Source organism: Planomonospora sp. ID67723, assembly GCF_015711605.1.
GTDB lineage: Bacteria > Actinomycetota > Actinomycetes > Streptosporangiales > Streptosporangiaceae > Planomonospora_A.
Map to the genome: position 1 here is coordinate 1879911 of NZ_JABTEZ010000002.1, position 16336 is coordinate 1896246.

At 71.1% G+C, this 16336-nt stretch carries 15 protein-coding genes; 13 read left to right on the forward strand and 2 right to left on the reverse strand.

Annotation, left to right across the window (positions count from 1 at the left end; translation table 11 throughout):
- The first annotated feature begins 66 nt into the window (after nucleotides 1–66).
- The 10 genes from HS041_RS20985 to HS041_RS21030 all read left to right on the forward strand — a co-directional run bounded on the left by HS041_RS20985 (nucleotide 67) and on the right by HS041_RS21030 (nucleotide 11813).
- A complete protein-coding gene (locus HS041_RS20985; protein ID WP_196442342.1) occupies nucleotides 67–1335 on the forward strand; it encodes an extracellular solute-binding protein in 1269 nt (422 codons plus the stop codon).
- A gap of 69 nt (nucleotides 1336–1404) precedes the next feature.
- Entirely contained in the window at nucleotides 1405–2370 is a 966-nt protein-coding gene (locus HS041_RS40115) for a carbohydrate ABC transporter permease (RefSeq protein ID WP_196442343.1), read from the forward strand.
- Nucleotides 2371–2402: 32 nt separating this feature from the next.
- Complete coding sequence (locus tag HS041_RS20995; protein ID WP_196442344.1) at nucleotides 2403–3227, forward strand: carbohydrate ABC transporter permease; 825 nt, start codon at nucleotides 2403–2405, stop codon at nucleotides 3225–3227.
- Between the two features lie 213 nt (nucleotides 3228–3440).
- The gene (locus HS041_RS21000) at nucleotides 3441–4559 is read left to right on the forward strand and encodes an ABC transporter ATP-binding protein (RefSeq protein WP_196442345.1); all 1119 of its coding nucleotides are present in this window, start codon (nucleotides 3441–3443) and stop codon (nucleotides 4557–4559) included.
- Nucleotides 4552–5682: an ABC transporter ATP-binding protein gene (locus HS041_RS21005; protein ID WP_196442346.1), complete on the forward strand. Its 1131-nt coding sequence runs from the start codon at nucleotides 4552–4554 to the stop codon at nucleotides 5680–5682. Before HS041_RS21000 ends, HS041_RS21005 begins: the two co-directional genes overlap by 8 nt.
- Nucleotides 5679–6659, forward strand: a complete 981-nt coding sequence (locus HS041_RS38535) for a carbohydrate ABC transporter permease (RefSeq protein ID WP_196442347.1) — start codon at nucleotides 5679–5681, stop codon at nucleotides 6657–6659. Before HS041_RS21005 ends, HS041_RS38535 begins: the two co-directional genes overlap by 4 nt.
- Nucleotides 6660–6664: 5 nt before the next feature.
- Nucleotides 6665–7513 carry a carbohydrate ABC transporter permease gene (locus HS041_RS21015; protein WP_196442348.1) on the forward strand — a complete coding sequence of 283 codons (849 nt, stop codon included), beginning with the start codon at nucleotides 6665–6667 and terminating at the stop codon, nucleotides 7511–7513.
- 2 nt (nucleotides 7514–7515) lie between these two features.
- Complete coding sequence (locus HS041_RS21020) at nucleotides 7516–7791, forward strand: DUF2160 domain-containing protein (RefSeq protein ID WP_196442349.1); 276 nt, start codon at nucleotides 7516–7518, stop codon at nucleotides 7789–7791.
- A 30-nt stretch (nucleotides 7792–7821) separates the two neighbouring features.
- On the forward strand, nucleotides 7822–9606 hold the full coding sequence (locus HS041_RS21025; RefSeq protein WP_196442350.1) for an ABC transporter substrate-binding protein: 1785 nt from the start codon (nucleotides 7822–7824) through the stop codon (nucleotides 9604–9606).
- A 158-nt stretch (nucleotides 9607–9764) separates the two neighbouring features.
- Nucleotides 9765–11813 carry an MASE1 domain-containing protein gene (locus HS041_RS21030; RefSeq protein WP_196442351.1) on the forward strand — a complete coding sequence of 683 codons (2049 nt, stop codon included), beginning with the start codon at nucleotides 9765–9767 and terminating at the stop codon, nucleotides 11811–11813.
- A gap of 4 nt (nucleotides 11814–11817) precedes the next feature.
- Here the strand turns inward: HS041_RS21030 and HS041_RS21035 are convergent, their stop codons facing one another.
- A complete protein-coding gene (locus HS041_RS21035; RefSeq protein WP_196442352.1) occupies nucleotides 11818–12543 on the reverse strand; it encodes a FadR/GntR family transcriptional regulator in 726 nt (241 codons plus the stop codon).
- 67 nt (nucleotides 12544–12610) lie between these two features.
- Here HS041_RS21035 and HS041_RS21040 point away from each other — a divergent pair, with 67 nt between their 5' ends.
- The 3 genes from HS041_RS21040 to HS041_RS21050 are packed head-to-tail and all read left to right on the forward strand — an operon-like array spanning nucleotide 12611 to nucleotide 15365.
- Nucleotides 12611–13342, forward strand: coding sequence for a (Fe-S)-binding protein (locus tag HS041_RS21040; protein ID WP_196442353.1), 732 nt, complete (start codon nucleotides 12611–12613; stop codon nucleotides 13340–13342).
- A 41-nt stretch (nucleotides 13343–13383) separates the two neighbouring features.
- Nucleotides 13384–14757, forward strand: coding sequence for a lactate utilization protein B (locus tag HS041_RS21045; RefSeq protein ID WP_196442627.1), 1374 nt, complete (start codon nucleotides 13384–13386; stop codon nucleotides 14755–14757).
- Nucleotides 14754–15365 (forward strand): LutC/YkgG family protein, encoded by a 612-nt coding sequence (locus HS041_RS21050; RefSeq protein WP_196442354.1) that lies wholly within the window; start codon nucleotides 14754–14756, stop codon nucleotides 15363–15365. The genes HS041_RS21045 and HS041_RS21050 overlap by 4 nt, the downstream gene beginning before the upstream one ends.
- Before the next feature lie 28 nt (nucleotides 15366–15393).
- On the opposite strand, the gene HS041_RS21055 is transcribed toward HS041_RS21050, so the two are convergent.
- Nucleotides 15394–16095, reverse strand: coding sequence for an NADPH-dependent FMN reductase (locus tag HS041_RS21055; RefSeq protein ID WP_196442355.1), 702 nt, complete (start codon nucleotides 16093–16095; stop codon nucleotides 15394–15396).
- Nucleotides 16096–16336 lie beyond the last annotated feature (241 nt).

A 16336-nucleotide genomic window follows, 5' to 3' on the forward strand; every position in this document is an offset into this window, starting at 1 on the left:
GCCTGCGGGTCGTGCCCCGGCGCCCGCACGGCCCGCAGGCCGTACCCCCCGAAAAGAGAAGACACCATGAAGCACCGCCTCCTGACCGCGGCCGCCGCCCTGACCCTGGCCGCCACCGCCGCCTGTGGCTCCGGCTCCGGCGGCGGATCCGCCGCCCCCGCGAGCACCGGGCCCGCCGAACTCACCGTATGGATCATGGACGGGAGTGTCACCGACGAGCTCGCCAAGCGTTTCGAGACCGGCTACGAGACCGCCCACCGGGGTGTCGACCTCGACATCCAGATCCAGGCGTGGGACGGCATCGGCGAGCGCGTCACCGCCGCGCTGGCCAGCACCGACGCCCCCGACGTGATCGAGGTCGGCAACACCCAGGTCGCCCAGTACGCCGCGAGCGGCGGCGTCAAGGACCTCACCGACAAGGTCCCCGACCTCGCCGGCTCCGACTGGATCCCCGGACTGGCCCAACCCGGCAACATCGACGGCAGGCAGTACGGCATCCCCTGGTACGCCGCCAACCGCGTCGTCGTCTACAACAAGGAGCTGTTCGCCAAGGCCGGGATCGAGGCCCCGCCCAAGACGCGCGACGAGTGGCTGGAGATCACCGCCAAGCTCGACAAGGGCGGGACCCAGGGCATCTACCTCACCGGGCAGACGTGGTACGCGCTGGCCGGATTCATCTGGGACGAGGGCGGCGACCTGGCCGTCAAGGAGGGCGACCGGTGGAAGGGCGCCCTCGACACCCCGCAGGCGCTGGCCGGAATGGACTTCTACAGGCGGCTCCAGGCCCTCGGCAAGGGGCCGAAGGACGCCGACGAGGCCAACCCGCCGCAGCACGAGGTCTTCGCCCAGGGCAAGGTCGCGCAGATGATCAACGTGCCCGGCGGCGCGGCCCGGGTGCTGGAGGTCGAGCCGGGCATGAAAGACAAGATGGGGTTCTTCCCGATCCCGGGGAAGACGGCGGACAAGCCCGGCGCGGTGTTCACCGGCGGCTCCGATCTGATCATCCCGGAGGCGTCGAAGAACCCGGAGGCCGCCTACGAGGTGGTCAAGGCCCTGGCGGGGGAGGAGTTCCAGACCGACCTGGCCAAGACGATGAACTTCGTGCCCAACAGGGCGTCGCTGGCGCACGTGCTCGACGCCGACGAGGGCACCGCCGCCATGGCGCGGGGGGCGGCGGCCGGCAGGGCCACCCCCAACACCCCCAACTGGGCGGCGGTCGAGGCCACCTCCGTGATCAAGCAGTACATGACCGCCGTGCTCACCGGCAAGGATCCGGCGACCGAGGCGCGCAAGGCGTCCGAGTCCATCACCACGACCCTCAACAGCGGATCCTGAGACACCTGCGCGCCGCCCGGCCCGGGAGCGTCCAGGGCCGGGCGGAACGCCGAACCGGAGGGAGCGAACGTGCCCGCCGCCACCCAGGCCCCGGCCCCGCCGCGACGGCGGCAGGAGCCGCGGGCCCCGACCGGAAGACGCCGGCGACCCGGGGACCTGTGGCCCTACCTGCTCATCGCCCCCGCTGTGGCCGGAGGCGTCTTCCTGCTGCTCTACCCGCTGCTGCGCGCAGCGACGATCTCCTTCCAGCGCTTCCGGATGGGCGAGCTCATCCGGGGCGGCGCGGAGCTCGCCGGCCTGGACAACTACCGCGAGCTGCTGGCCGCCGAGGAGTTCTGGACGGTCACGCTGCGCACCTTCGCCTGGACCGCGGTCAACGTGGTGCTCATCGTGGGCATCTCGACCGCCGTCGCACTCATGCTGGCGCGGCTCGGCCGGCGCATGCGCGTCGCCCTGATGAGCGCACTGGCCCTCGTCTGGGCCACACCGGTCATCGCGGCCACCACGATCTTCCAGTGGCTCTTCCAGTCGGAACTGGGCGTCGTCAACTGGCTGCTGGTGGGCCTCGGCCTCGACTCGTTCCAGGGGTACTCCTGGTTCGCCGACGGCCGGGCGATGTTCGGCGTGCTGGTGGCCCTGGTGGTCTGGCAGTCGGTGCCGTTCGCCGCGCTGACCCTGTACGCGGGCCTGACCACGATCCCCGCCGAGCTGTACGAGTCGGCCAGGATCGACGGCGGTACCGGCAGGCAGATCTTCACCCGGGTGACCTTCCCGATCCTGCGCCCGATGTTCGCGCTCATCACCTCGCTGGAGGTGATCTGGGTCTTCAAGTGCTTCCCGCAGATCTGGGTGCTCAGCCAGGGAGGCCCCGGCAACGCGACGACCACGCTGCCGGTCTACGCCTTCAAGGTCGCCCGGGTCCTGCACCGCTACGACCTCGGCTCGGCGGTCGCCATGCTCACCGTCGCGGTCCTCGCCGTCGCCCTGGTCGGCAACCTGCGCCGGATGCTCAGGCAGGAAGGAGCCGAGTCGTGACACCAGCCGCCCCGGCCAGGAGGAGACGGGTCATGAGAGCGGGCGGGATCGCCCTCAACGCCGCCGCCGCGGCCGTGCTCGTCGTGATGATCTTCCCGGTCTACTGGATGTTCGCCACCGCCTTCAAGCCGGCCGCGGAGATCCAGGCAGAGACGCCGAGCCTGTGGCCGGCGCACCCGACGCTGGAGCACTTCGCCGCCGCGGTGGGCGCCGACGGGTTCTGGACGTTCTGGCGCAACAGCCTGGCCGTCACCGGCGCCGCCGTGCTCCTGGCCCTGGCGGTCTCGTTGCTGTCGGCCTTCGCCGTGGCGCGGATGCGCTGGCGCGGCAGGGGGGCGTTCATCGTCATGGTCTTCGCCGCGCAGATGGCGCCGTGGGAGGCGTTGCTCGTGCCGATGTTCATCATCGCCAGGGACACCGAGCTGCTCGACTCGCTGGCCATGCTCACCGGCGTCTACTTCATGATCACCCTGCCGTTCACGATCGTGACCCTGCGCGGCTTCCTCGCCGCCATCCCCGTCGAGGTGGAGGAGGCCGCCCTGGTCGACGGCTGCACCCGGCCGGCCGCCTTCCGGCGGGTGGTCTTCCCGCTGCTCGCACCGGGCCTGATGGCCACCTCGCTGTTCGGATTCATCACCGCGTGGAACGAGTTCGCGTTCGTCAACGTGCTGATCATCAAGGACCAGGACAAGCGGACGCTCCCGGTGTGGCTGTCGTCCTTCCGCGACGTGTTCGGCACCGACTGGGGCGCCACCATGGCCGCCGCCACCCTGTTCGCCCTTCCGGTTCTGCTGGTCTTCCTGTTCCTGCAGCGCAGGGTCGGTGCGGGCATGATCACGGGGGCGGTGAAAGGGTGAGCGCGGCGTGCGCCGGGAAGCTCCGGCGAGGGCCGCCGGAGGGGGAGGCGGTGAGCTGAAAAGCACCGCATCTCCGGGGCGGTGACGTATCTCGCGTCACAGTAGACGCCCCCTATGCACAGACTTGACGGTCATGTTATATGGAATTGGATTCGGTTCAGGACCGTCGCGATCGCACGTCGGAGCGCTTACGCTGACCGCACGGTTTCGATCATGCTCCGGCAGAGAGGACCGGGCACGGTGGCGCTGATTCTCGACGGCGTTCACGTGCGGCAACGCGGGGAGTCCTGGCTGGACGACATCAACCTCGAATTGCCGGACGGAATGACGACCCTCATCGGGCCGGTGGCGGCGGGGAAAACGACGTTGATGCGCGTCGCCGCCGGGCTGCTCCCGCCCACCGAGGGGCGCGTCGTCGTCGACGGGAAAGACGTCACCTCCATTTCGGTGCGAAAACGATCCGTGGCCTTCGTCTACCAGCAATTCATCAACTACCCCTCGCTGACGGTCTACGAGAACATCGCCTCCCCGCTGCGCCTGGAGCCCTCCTTCCCGAAGGAGGGGATCGACCGGCGGGTGCGCGAGGTCGCCGAGCTCATGGGAATCGGCGACCTGCTCAGGCGCAGGCCGGCCGAACTGTCGGGCGGCCAGCAGCAGCGGACCGCCATCGCCAGGGCGCTGGCCCGTCCTGCCGACGTGCTGCTGCTGGACGAGCCGCTCGCCAATCTCGACTACAAGCTCAGAGAGCAGTTGAGAGCCGATCTCAAGAGCATGTTCGCGGACTCGCCGGGCACCGTCCTGTACTCCACCGCCGACCCGGCCGAGGCGCTGACCTTCGCGGCGCCGACGGTGGTCCTGGGCGAGGGCAGGGTGCGGCACGTCGGCGACCCGGCGGAGATGTACGACCGGCCGCCGACGCTGGCCGTCGCCGCGACCCTCAGCGACCCGCCGCTGAACCTCCTGCCGGGCGTCGTGCGCGACGGCCGGATCGAGTGCCTGGGCGCCTCGTTCCCGGCCCCCGGGGCGCACGCCTCCGGCCTGCGGGTCGTCCTCGGTGTACGCCCCCACCAGGTGGCCCTCGAGCCGGACGGGCTCGAGGGACTCGCGTTCCCCGCGGAGATCCGGCTCGCGGAGGTCACCGGGAGCGTCACCTTCCTGCACCTCCTGCTGGCCGGCGGGCGCCACCTCGTCGCGGAGCTGCCGGGGGCCCGGTTGTTCACCCCCGGCGAGCCGGCGACGGTCCACGTGGATCCCGCGCACGTCCTCGTCTTCGACGACAACGACGGAGGCCTGCTCGCCAGGTCGGCCGCGGAGGCCGATCTGCATGGCTGACATCCGCATGGAGGGCGTGGGCCACAGCTACGACGGAGGCCGGACCTGGGCCCTGCGGCCGATGACCTGGACGTGGCGGAGCGCCAGGGCCTACGCGCTCCTCGGCCCGAGCGGATGCGGCAAGACCACGCTGCTGAACATCATCTCCGGTCTGCTCTCCCCGACGACGGGGCGGATCTGGCTCGACGACCGCGAGGTCACCGCGGTGCCGACCGCGGGCCGCAACATCGCCCAGGTCTTCCAGTTCCCGGTCCTGTACGAGGAGATGTCGGTCTACGACAACCTCGCCTTCCCGCTGCGCAACCGCGGCTACCCCAGGGCGGAGGTCGACCGGAGGGTGCGCGAGGTCTCCCGGATGCTCGGACTGGAAGGCCACCTCGGCCGCAGGTCGCGGCGGCTGGACCCGGGCCGGCAGCAGATCGTCTGCCTGGGCCGCGGGCTGGTCCGCCCCGAGGTCGCGGCGGTGCTGCTCGACGAACCCCTCACCGTCATCGACCCGGCGCTGAAATGGACGCTGCGCAGCAAGCTGAAGGAGATCCACCGCGACACCGGCCACACGCTCATCTACGTCACCCACGACCAGACCGAGGCCCTGACCTTCGCCGACGAAGTGGTCGTCCTCAAAGACGGGGGGATCGTGCAGGCCGGCGAGCCGGCCGAGCTCTTCCTGTCGCCCGCGCACGAGTTCGTCGGCCACTTCATCGGCTCACCCGGCATGAACGTGCTGCCCGCCGAGGTCGCCGGCGGGGTGGTCATGATCGGGAGGACGGCCGTCGGGCGCGCCGCGGGCGACGGCGGCGAGCTCCCGCCGGGTCCGGTGCGAATCGGGGTCCGGCCGGAGTTCGTCCAGGTCCTCCCATCCACTCCGACCGCCCGGACCGCGGCCGAGCGGGCGGCACCGGGCCTGAGCGCGCGGATCACCGGGGTGGACCGCATGGGGGCCTACCACCTCGTGCACGCCCGGGTGGACGGGCACACCCTCGTCGCCAGGACGGGCACCGGTTCCCGGTACGAGCCCGGCACCGCCGCGGTGCTCCGCTTCGCCGCCGGGCGGGCCTTCCTGTTCCGCGACGAGGTCCGGTGCGGGTCGATCACGCCGCTGGAAGGGGGGCCGGGAACGTGACCGGCAGGAGCGTGGACGACATCCCGGCGGCGGGCGCCACCGCCGCCGGCCGGGCGGTGGACGACTCCCTCGCGGGCGCCGCCGCACCCCGCGACGCGCCCGGCAGGCAGGCGGACGCCAAGCCGAGGGACAACCGGGCCTGGTTCCTCGTGCTCCCGGTCGTCGTCTCGGTCGCGTTCACCGCGGTGATCCCGCTGATGACGGTCGTCAACTTCTCGGTGCAGGACATCTTCAGCCCCACCGACCGGATCTTCGTGGGGCTGGACTGGTTCCGGGACGTCGCCCGCGACCCCGAGATCCGCTCGGCCTTCCTGCGGACCCTGCTGTTCTCGGCCCAGGTCCTGCTGCTGGAGATCCCGCTCGGGGTGGCGCTCGCGGTGTCGATGCCGCGCCGCGGGGTGTGGGCCTCGGCGGCCCTGGTCGTGGTCGCGCTGCCGCTGCTCATCCCGTGGAACGTGGTGGGCACCATCTGGCAGATCTTCGCGCGCGGCGACATCGGGCTCGGCGGCTGGGCGATCAACAACGTCCTGGGCGTCGACTTCAACTACACCCTGGACTCCACCGACGCCTGGATCACGGTCCTGCTCATGGACGTCTGGCACTGGACCCCGCTGGTGGCGCTGCTGGCCTACGCGGGCCTGCGGTCGATCCCGGACCCCTACTTCCAGGCCGCGCAGATCGACGGCGCCTCCGCCTGGGCGACCTTCCGCCACATCCAGTTGCCGCGGCTGCGCGGCGTGCTGACGATCGCGATCCTGCTGAGGTTCATGGACAGCTTCATGATCTACACGGAGCCGTTCGTGGTGACCGGCGGCGGACCCGGCAACGCCACGTCGTTCCTGAGCATCCTGCTGTCGAAGATCGCCGTGGGCCAGTTCGACCTCGGGCCCGCGGGAGCGTTCTCCCTGCTGTACTTCCTCATCGTGCAGATCGTCTCGTACGTCTTCTTCACCGTGCTGACCAGGACGGGGAGGTGAGCCCGGTGACCGGAGGAGGGGCACCGGCCGCCGTGGCCGCGAAGGCCCGGCGGCAGCTTCCGTGGGCCCGCGCGGTCTTCTGGCTGTACGCCGCCACCCTCATGCTGCCCCTGCTGTGGATGTTCGGCATGTCCATCCGGCCGAACGAGGACATCCTCGGCAGTTTCTCGCTCATCCCGCAGCGGGTGACGTTCGACAACTACGGGACGTTCTTCACGGACCCCGTGTGGTACTCGAGCTACCTGAACTCGATCGTCTACACGTCCGTCAACGCGGTCCTCTCGCTGGTCGTGGCGCTCCCGGCGGCCTACGCCTTCTCCCGCTTCAGGTTCGCCGGGGACAAGCACCTGTTCTTCTGGCTGCTGACCAACCGCATGGCCCCGCCGGCGGTGTTCCTGCTGCCGTTCTTCCAGATCTACCAGAGCGTAGGACTGTTCGACACCCACCTCGGGGTCGCCATCGCGCACATGCTGTTCAACGTCCCGCTCGCCGTCTGGATCCTGGAGGGGTTCATGTCCGGGATCCCCCGGGAGATAGACGAGACCGCGGCGATCGACGGGTACTCCCTGCCGCGGTTCTTCATCCGCATATTCCTGCCGATGATCCGTTCCGCGATCGGGGTCACCGCCTTCTTCTGCTTCATGTTCAGCTGGGTCGAGCTGCTCATCGCCAGGACCATCACCTCGGTCAACGCCAAGCCGATCGCCGCCACCATGACGCGGACCGTGAGCGCGGCGGGGGTCGACTGGGGGCTGCTCGCCGCGGCCGGCGTGCTGACGATCATCCCGGGCGCGATCGTCATCTGGTTCGTCCGCAACTACATCGCCAAGGGCTTCGCGCTCGGGAGGGTCTGACGATGCTGGAGTGGATGGTGTGGACCCCTCCCACGGCCGCGGTGTTCATCGGGCTGACGCTGCTGCTGGCCGGGACGGCGGTGTGGGCCAGGCTCTCGCCACCGGTGGCCCGGCGAGGCTTCCTGCGGATCGAGACCGACCGGGGCGACCGGCTGTACATCGGCCTGCTCGCCGCGGGGGCCGTGCTCGCCGGATGGATCGCCGTCACCGACCTGTCGATGTGGCTGGCGCTGGCGTGCGCGCTGCTGGTGGCGGCGGTGATCGGGATATGGGGATGACGCGCACGTTTCCCCGAGAGGAGTCAGGCGATGTCGTTGACGCTCAAGAGACGGCTCAGGAGGCGGGCGGTCGGCCTGGCCGTACTGCTCGCACTGCTGGGGGCCGGCTGCACGGGAGAGGGCGAGGGAGAACGCACGAGTGACTTCAGGGAGGAGGACGGAAGGGCGGCGGCGCGCAAATGGGTGTCCGAGGAGTTCACGCCGAGCACGCTCTCGCGTGACCGGCAACTCGCGGAGATGGACTGGTTCATCAAGGCCGCGGCGCCGTACCGCGGAATGGAGATCAACGTGGTCTCCGAGACGATCACCACGCACGAGTACGAGTCGCAGCGGCTCGCCAAGGCGTTCACCGAGATCACCGGGATCAGGCTCAAGCACGACCTGATCCAGGAGGGCGACGTCATCGAGAAGCTGCAGACCCAGATCCAGGGCGACCAGAACATCTACGACGCCTACGTCAACGACTCCGACCTCATCGGCACCCACTCGCGCGGCGACTACGTGCTCCCGCTCTCCGACTACATGGCGGGCGAGGGCAAGGCCGTCACGTCGCCCACGCTCGACATCGACGACTTCATCGGCATCAGCTTCACCACCGGGCCGGACAAGAAGATCTACCAGCTCCCCGACCAGCAGTTCGCGAACCTCTACTGGTTCCGCTACGACTGGTTCACCGATCCGAAGATCAAGAAGCAGTTCAAGGAGGCCTACGGGTACGACCTGGGCGTCCCGGTCAACTGGGCCGCCTACGAGGACATCGCCGACTTCTTCACCAACAAGGTGAACGGTGACGGGACCGTCGACGGCAAGAAGGTCTACGGCCACATGGACTACGGCCGCAAGGACCCCTCGCTGGGCTGGCGCTTCACCGACGCCTGGCTGTCCATGGCGGGCAACGGCGATCCGGGCATCCCCAACGGGCTGCCGGTGGACGACTGGGGCATCAGGGTGGAGGACTGCCGCCCGGTCGGCTCGTCGGTCAGCCGCGGAGGCGACACCAACGGCCCGGCCTCGGTGTACGCGCTCACCAAGTACGTGGACTGGCTGAAGAGCTACGCGCCCAAGGAAGCCGCCGGGATGAACTTCAGCGAGGCCGGCCCGGTCCCCGCGCAGGGCAACATCGCCCAGCAGATCTTCTGGTACACCGCCTTCACCGCCGACATGACCAAGGAAGGGCTGCCGGTCGTCAACGCCGACGGCACGCCGAAGTGGCGGATGGCGCCGAGCCCGCACGGCGCGTACTGGAAGGACGGCAACAAGCTGGGCTACCAGGACGCCGGTTCCTGGACGCTGCTGAAGAACACGCCCAGAGAGCGCCGGGCCGCGGCCTGGCTGTACGCCCAGTTCGTCACGTCCAAGACGGTCTCGCTGAAGAAGTCCATCACCGGGCTGACCTTCATCCGGGACTCCGACGTCAGGAGCGACTACTTCACGGAGAACGCCGCCAAGTACGGCGGGCTGATCGAGTTCTACCGCTCGCCCGCCCGCGAGCAGTGGACCCCGACCGGGACCAACGTGCCCGACTATCCGAGGCTGGCCCAGCTGTGGTGGCAGAACGTCGCCACCGCCGTGACCGGGGAGACGACCCCCCAGCAGTCGATGGACAACCTCGCCAAGCAGCAGGACGACATCCTCTCCCGGCTGGAGCGCCGCGGCTACGGCGGCGACTGCGCGCCGAAGCTGAACCCGGAGCAGGGCGCCCAGTACTGGTTCGACCAGCCGGGCGCCCCGGTGCCGAAGCTCGCCGACGAGCGGGGCGAGCCGGAGACGCTCGACTACGACAGGCTGCTCGCGCAGTGGAAGGGGGCCGACTGACCTCGCGCGTGGCCATGACCGCCGTCCCGGCTCCGGAGTAGTCTTGGGGCGCGATCGGGGCCGTGCCGTGAGTGCGTGCGGAGGCGGGCGATCCGCGGACTGTCCGAAGACCGATTGCGGGAGCCGGGGCTGCCCGGTCCGGCAGGAGGAGTCGCCCTATGCTTCGCCGCGGCGCGGCGTATCTCGGCGGGGTCGCCGCGCTGGCGGCGCTCTACGCCGTGGCGGCGAAGGCGGCGTTCGCGCTGGCCGCCGTGAACACCGGCATCTCACCGGCATGGCTGCCGAGCGGGTTGGCGGTGGCGGCCGTCGTGCTGTACGGCTACCGCGCGGCGCCCGCGATCCTGCTCGGGGCGTTGGTGTTCAACGCCTCGACCGGGGTCCCGCTCTGGGTGGCCGGGCTGATCGCCTCCGGGAACACCCTGGAGGCGGCCGGGGCCGGGTGGCTGCTGCGCCGGACGGGCTTCCAGCGGACCGTCGGCAGGATCCGGGACGTGCTGGCGCTGGCCGTACCGGCCGGTCTGGGAGCCACGGCGGCGGGCGCCGGCGTCGGGGTGGCGGCCCTGTGGGCCGGCGGGGTCGTGCCGACGGCCGACCTGGCCTCCTCGTGGGTGCTGTGGTGGTTCGGCGACGCGATCGGCGTGGTGACGCTGACTCCGGTGCTGCTGGCGGCGTGGGCCCACCGGCACCGGCGGCCGCGCCCGGGCAGGGGCCGGGTGGCCGAGGCCGTGCTGCTCGCCCTCGCGCTCCCGCTGGCCGCCTGGCCCGTCCTGGGTGCCGGGCGGCTGACCCTCGTCGTCCCGGTGCTGCTGTGGGCCGCGATCCGGTTCCGGCTGGTGGGAGCGTGCCTGGCCAGCCTGTTCACCTCCGTGGTGGTGATCTACGCGGCGGGGCGCGGGGTCGGCCCCTTCGTGCAGCCATCGCTCCAGGGCACCCTGCTGACCACCCAGAACTACACCATGGTGCTGATCGCCACCAGCGTGCTGGTGGCGGCGATCATCACCGAACGCAAGCAGTTCGAACGCGATCTGGCCACCGCCCGGGACCAGGCGCTGGATGCGTCGCGGCTCAAGTCGCAGTTCCTGGCCATCATGAGCCATGAGATCCGCACCCCGATGAACGCGGTCATCGGCCTGGCCGCGGTCCTGCTGGCCGGGCCGCTCGGCAGCGAGCAGCGCCGGCAGCTCCAGGGCATCCTCACCGCGGGGCAGACGCTGCTGGCGATCCTCAACGACATCCTGGACCTGTCCAAGATCGAAGCCGATCAGCTGGTCCTCGAGGAGACCGACTTCGCCCCCGGCGCCCTCGTCCGCGACGTCGTCGGCCTGCTCTCCGAGACGGCCAGGGCCAAGGGGCTCACACTGACCGGTTCGTGCGGGCCGGAGCTGCCCGCCCTGGTGCGCGGTGACGCCACGAGGATCCGGCAGATCCTGCTCAACCTGGTCGACAACGCGGTCAAGTTCACCTCGCGGGGCGGCGTCATCGTCCGAGCCGGGCTCACCGGCACGCTCCCGGACGGGGCGCCGGAAGTCGTGATCGAGGTCGCCGACACCGGCATCGGCATCCCCGCCGACAAGCAGGAGCGGCTGTTCGACCCGTTCGTCCAGGCCGACGCCTCCACCACCCGGGAGTACGGAGGAACCGGGCTGGGCCTGGCCATCTCCCGCCGGCTCGCGCGGGCGATGGGCGGTGACCTGCGGGTGTCCAGTCAGCCCGGCCGGGGCAGCACCTTCACCTGCACGATCCGGCTGGCGCCGGCGTCCGCGGCCGAGCCGTCCGCCGACGTCGGCGGTGAGGCCGCCGAGGCGTCCTCCCGCCGTTCCCGGCTCCTGCTGGTGGAGGACAACGAGCTCAACCGGATGGCGGCCATGGAGGTCCTCACCCTGCTCGGCTACCACGCCGACCTCGCGACCAACGGCGAGGAGGCCATCGCGATGACGGAGAAGACGCAGTATCAGGCGATCCTGATGGACTGCCAGATGCCGGTGATGGACGGCTACACCGCCACCACCGTGCTGCGCCGCAGGGAGGGGGCGGCCCGGCGCACGCCCGTCATCGCCCTGACCGCCGGCGCCTTCGCCGAGGACCGGCAGCGTTGCCTGGCCGCCGGCATGGACGACTTCATCGCCAAGCCCTTCGACTATGACGAGCTGGCCTCCACCATCGCCCGATGGACGGAGGAGCGCTCCGACGACCGGCCCGTGAGCTGAGTCTTCAGGTCCGCGGCTCGCCGGGGGCCGCCGGGTCCCGCGGGGCCCGGGGGTAGGCGCGGGCCAGATGCTCGGTGACGGCGCGGGCCGCCGCCGGACCGTCGCCGGCCCTGGCGAGCTCGTAGATGCGCCGGTGGTCGGCCATGAGCAGGTCGGTCTGCCCGGCCCGCTCGACGGCGGCGACCGAGAAGCCGTGGATGGTCTGCCGGAGCGCCCGCATGGTGGAGGCCAGCAGGCGGTTGCCCGAGAGCATCGCGACGCCGAGGTGGAAGGCGACGTCGTGGTCGACGAACTCCTGCGGCGTGGCCGCCTCCTCCATCCGCGCCAGGGCCGCCCCCATGGCCTCGAGCGCCTCGGGAGTGTGCGCTGCGTGGGCGTGCAGCACGGCCCACTGCTCGATCATCAGCCGGGTGTCGATCACCTCCTCCAGAGAGAGGCTCGTCGTGCCCAGATGGAGCCTGAGCAGGTCGGCCAGGGCGCTCTCCGGCTTCGAGATCAGCACGGCTCCCGCGTCGGGGCCCCGCCCCGCCTGCGAGGAGATCACGCCCAGCGTCTCCAGGACGCGCAGCGCCTCGCGCACGGAGGCGCGGCTGACGTGGAGCTGCTCGGCCAGTTGCCGCTCGCCGGGGAGCCGGTCGCCGGGGGTGAGGCCGTCCTCGGTGATGCGCCGCTCGATCTGCGCGAGCACCTCCTCGAACGTGCGCTTCTTCTTGACGGGCTGCCAGTCCATGCGGGAGCTCCCTTTCCGAGTATGGTCAGACCATAGTATGGTCTGACCATACTCGGAAAGGAGTGCCGTGCGGGTTGCCCTGTTCGTCACGTGCGTCAACGACACGCTCTTCCCCGGCACGGGGCGCGCGACCGTGTCGCTGCTGCGCAGGCTCGGATGCGAGGTCGACTTCCCGGCCGCGCAGACCTGCTGCGGCCAGATGCACGTCAACACCGGTTATCGAGACGAGGGGGTACGGCTCGCCCGCCGTTTCACCGAGGTCTTCCGCGACTACGACGCGGTGGTCGCGCCCTCGGGCTCCTGCGCCGCGATGGTGCGCGAGCAGTACCCCCGACTGGCCGCGGGTGAGGGAGGGGGCTTCGCCGAGGCCGTGGCAGAGGTCGCCCCGAAGGTCCACGAGCTGTCGGAGTTCCTGATCGACGTGCTCGGTGTCACCGACGTGGGGGCCTCCTTCCCCCACCGCGTGACCTACCACCCGACCTGCCACTCGCTGCGCGGCCTGCGCCTGGGGGACCGGCCGCTCACGCTGCTGGGAAACGTCCGCGGTCTGGAGCTCCTCCCGCTGCCCGGCGCCGAGGAGTGCTGCGGTTTCGGCGGCACGTTCTCGGTGAAGAACCCGGAGGTCTCCGCCGCCATGTGCGCCGCCAAGGTGGACAACGTCCTGGACTGCGGCGCCGAGGTGCTGTGCGCGGCCGACAACTCCTGCCTGATGCACGTCGGCGGCATGCTCGGGCGCCGGAAGACGGGGGTGCGGATCATGCATCTGGCCGAGATCCTGGCCAGGACGGAGGCGACATGAGCGGAGCGGGGCGTGGGCGCGGCAGCGTGACCTTCATCGGCATGCCGCGGAGCTTCCGTGAGAACGCGGCGGAGGCCATGCAGGACGCCCAGCTCGGGCGGAACCTCCGCAAGGCCACGCACACCATCCGCGGCAAGCGGGCCAGGGTCGTCGAGGAGCTGCCCGACTGGGCGGAGCTCCGCGAGGCCGGCCGGGCGGTCAAGGACCACACCCTGCGCCACCTGGACCGCTACCTCCTGCAGTTGGAGGAGGCCGTGACGCGGGCGGGCGGGCACGTGCACTGGGCCGCCGACGCCGATGAGGCCAACCGCATCGTCACCGAGCTGGTCAGGGCGACGGGCGAGAGCGACGTGGTCAAGGTCAAGTCGATGGTGACGCAGGAGATCGGCCTCAACGAGCACCTGGCCGCCCACGGCATCACCGCCTACGAGACCGATCTGGCGGAGCTGATCGTCCAGTTGGGCGACGACTGGCCCAGCCACATCCTGGTCCCGGCGATCCACCGCAACCGCACGGAGATCCGCGAGATATTCCGCGACAGGATGGCCGCGTGGGGGCGGCCCGCCCCGGAGGGCCTGAGCGACGAGCCCGCGGCGCTGGCCGAGGCGGCCCGCCTGCATCTGCGTGAGCGCTTCCTCTCCAGCAAGGTCGCGATCTCCGGTGCCAACTTCATGATCGCCGAGACCGGCACGATGGTGGTGGTGGAGTCGGAGGGCAACGGCCGGATGTGCCTGACCCTGCCCGAGACGCTGATCAGCGTGGTCGGCATCGAGAAGGTGCTGCCCACCTGGCGGGACCTGGAGGTTTTCCTGCAGCTCCTGCCGCGCAGCTCCACCGGCGAGCGGATGAACCCCTACACCTCCATGTGGACCGGGGCGACCGAGGGGCAGCGGTTCCACCTCGTCCTGCTGGACAACGGCCGGACCGGCGTGCTCGCCGACGAGGTCGGCCGCCAGGCGCTGCGCTGCATCCGCTGCTCGGCCTGCCTGAACGTCTGCCCGGTGTACGAGCGTGCGGGCGGCCACGCCTACGGCTCGGTCTACCCCGGCCCGATCGGCGCCATCCTCACCCCGCAACTGCGCGGCATGGGCTCGGAGCTGGACAACTCCCTGCCCTATGCCTCCTCGCTCTGCGGCGCGTGCCTGGAGGTCTGCCCGGTCGCGATCGACATCCCCGAGGTGCTGGTCGAGCTGCGGGCCAGGGCCCGTCACCCGCGCTCCGAGCGGATGGCGATGCGCGCGGCCGGGTGGCTCCTGGCCGACCAGGCGCGGTTGTCGCGGGCGCAGCGTCTCGCCGTCCGCCTCAGGCGGTTGATCCCCAGGCGTCTGCCGGGTCCGGCGTCGGCCTGGACCGACACCAGAGATCTGCCCGAGATCCCCGAGGAGTCGTTCAGAGACTGGTGGGAGCGATCATGAGCGCGCGCGAGGAGATCCTCGGCCGGATCAGGCGGGCCGTCGCGGAGGCGCCGGAGGCTCCGGAGGCGGGGATTCCGCGTGCCTACCGCACGGCGGTTCCCTGCGACGACCTGGCCGGGCTGCTGGCCGAGCGGATCGCGGACTACCGGGCGATCGTGCACGTGGTGCCGGTGGCCCTGGTGCCCGCCAGGCTCGCCGAGCTGGCGGCGGGCAAGCGGATCGCCGTGCCGGACGGGCTGCCCGCCGAGTGGGCCGGACCCGCCCGGGAGGCCGCGGACGCGGTGCTCACCGACCCCGCGAGAGACGAGCTCGGCGCCGCGGACGCGGTGCTCACCGGGTGCGCGGTGGCGATCGCGGTGACCGGCACGATCGTGCTGGACGCCGGGCCCGGGCAGGGACGCAGGGAGCTGACGCTGGTCCCGGACCACCACCTGTGCGTGGTGCGGGCCGACCAGATCGTGGCGGGCGTGCCCGAGGCGATCGCCCGGCTGACCCCCGACGCGCCGCTGACCTGGATCAGCGGTCCTTCGGCGACCAGCGACATCGAGCTCGACAGGGTCGAGGGCGTGCACGGCCCGCGCACGCTGGAAGTGGTCATCGCCATCTGAGCGGTTTCCCGGCCCCGCCCGGGCCGGTTCAGCTCCGCTGCGGGCTCAGCTCGGCTCCGCCGGAACGGCGTGCTCGCGCGGGCGCGCGCCGGGGCCGTCCACCGGGATCGGCGGCGGGCCGGGTGCCGAGCTCGTCCACCGGGATCGGTGCCGGGGCCGCGAGCGGGGCCAGACCGGAGAAGCGGCAGGCCGCCCTGGTCTTCAGGGCCTCGCGGACATCCGCGCAGACCGCCTCGAGCGCACTGCCCGCCCGTTCCCGGGCCACCGGGTCGGCGAGCCTGCCGATGACGTTGAACTGCCGAGCCGCCGGGAACACCGGAAGATCGGCGCGGTGCACGACGGCGCCGCCCGCGCCGAGAAGCCAGTGCAGCTCCACCTGCGTCCACATCGCCTCGTGGGGACGCACGCAGGCGGTCACCACGGCGACCGGCTTGCCCACCAGAACGCCGCCCGCCATCGGCGACGCCGCCCAGCTCAAGGCGTGCTTCAACTGGACGGGAAGGACGCTGTGCTCCGGCGCGGTGATCAGCAGGCCGTCCGCGGCGGACAGGACGCGGCACAGTTCGTCCACCTCGGCCGGTAACCGGCCGTTGCCGACGGGAGGAACCCGCTCCAGCCCGTCCCAGATCTCGAACTCGGCCGACTCGGGCAGTTGCCGGGCCACCGCGTCCAGAAGCCTGCGAACGTGCGCCCCGGGGCGGAAAGCGCCCGCGATCCCCACGATCCTCATTCGCCCCATCCCCACACGCCGTTACGACACCTCGTGCCCGGGGGAGGAGGGCGGCGAACCCGCCCTGAGCATCGATCGCGCATGGAACGGTGCTGTCATCGCAAAGGTGGCGAACACCGGGACGATTCAGCCGGCCGGGGAAGATTCCCGGTACGCGCGCAGGGGTATGTCACCTACACGGCCGCCCTGAGGGGCGGCCGTCCATGAGCGGCCATGACCCGCCTGCGTTTCCGCCATCAGG

Bases quoted from the DNA above. Each gene is read 5' to 3' on its own strand.
- HS041_RS20985 (WP_196442342.1), top strand. From the start codon at position 67: ATGAAGCACCGCCTCCTGACCGCGGCCGCCGCCCTGACCCTGGCCGCC.
- HS041_RS20995 (WP_196442344.1), top strand. From the start codon at position 2,403: ATGAGAGCGGGCGGGATCGCCCTCAACGCCGCCGCCGCGGCCGTGCTC.
- HS041_RS21000 (WP_196442345.1), top strand. From the start codon at position 3,441: ATGCTCCGGCAGAGAGGACCGGGCACGGTGGCGCTGATTCTCGACGGC.
- HS041_RS21005 (WP_196442346.1), top strand. From the start codon at position 4,552: ATGGCTGACATCCGCATGGAGGGCGTGGGCCACAGCTACGACGGAGGC.
- HS041_RS21020 (WP_196442349.1), top strand. From the start codon at position 7,516: ATGCTGGAGTGGATGGTGTGGACCCCTCCCACGGCCGCGGTGTTCATC.
- HS041_RS21025 (WP_196442350.1), top strand. From the start codon at position 7,822: ATGTCGTTGACGCTCAAGAGACGGCTCAGGAGGCGGGCGGTCGGCCTG.
- HS041_RS21030 (WP_196442351.1), top strand. From the start codon at position 9,765: ATGCTTCGCCGCGGCGCGGCGTATCTCGGCGGGGTCGCCGCGCTGGCG.
- HS041_RS21035 (WP_196442352.1), bottom strand. From the start codon at position 12,543: ATGGACTGGCAGCCCGTCAAGAAGAAGCGCACGTTCGAGGAGGTGCTC.
- HS041_RS21045 (WP_196442627.1), top strand. From the start codon at position 13,384: ATGCCGCGGAGCTTCCGTGAGAACGCGGCGGAGGCCATGCAGGACGCC.
- HS041_RS21050 (WP_196442354.1), top strand. From the start codon at position 14,754: ATGAGCGCGCGCGAGGAGATCCTCGGCCGGATCAGGCGGGCCGTCGCG.
- HS041_RS21055 (WP_196442355.1), bottom strand. From the start codon at position 16,095: ATGAGGATCGTGGGGATCGCGGGCGCTTTCCGCCCCGGGGCGCACGTT.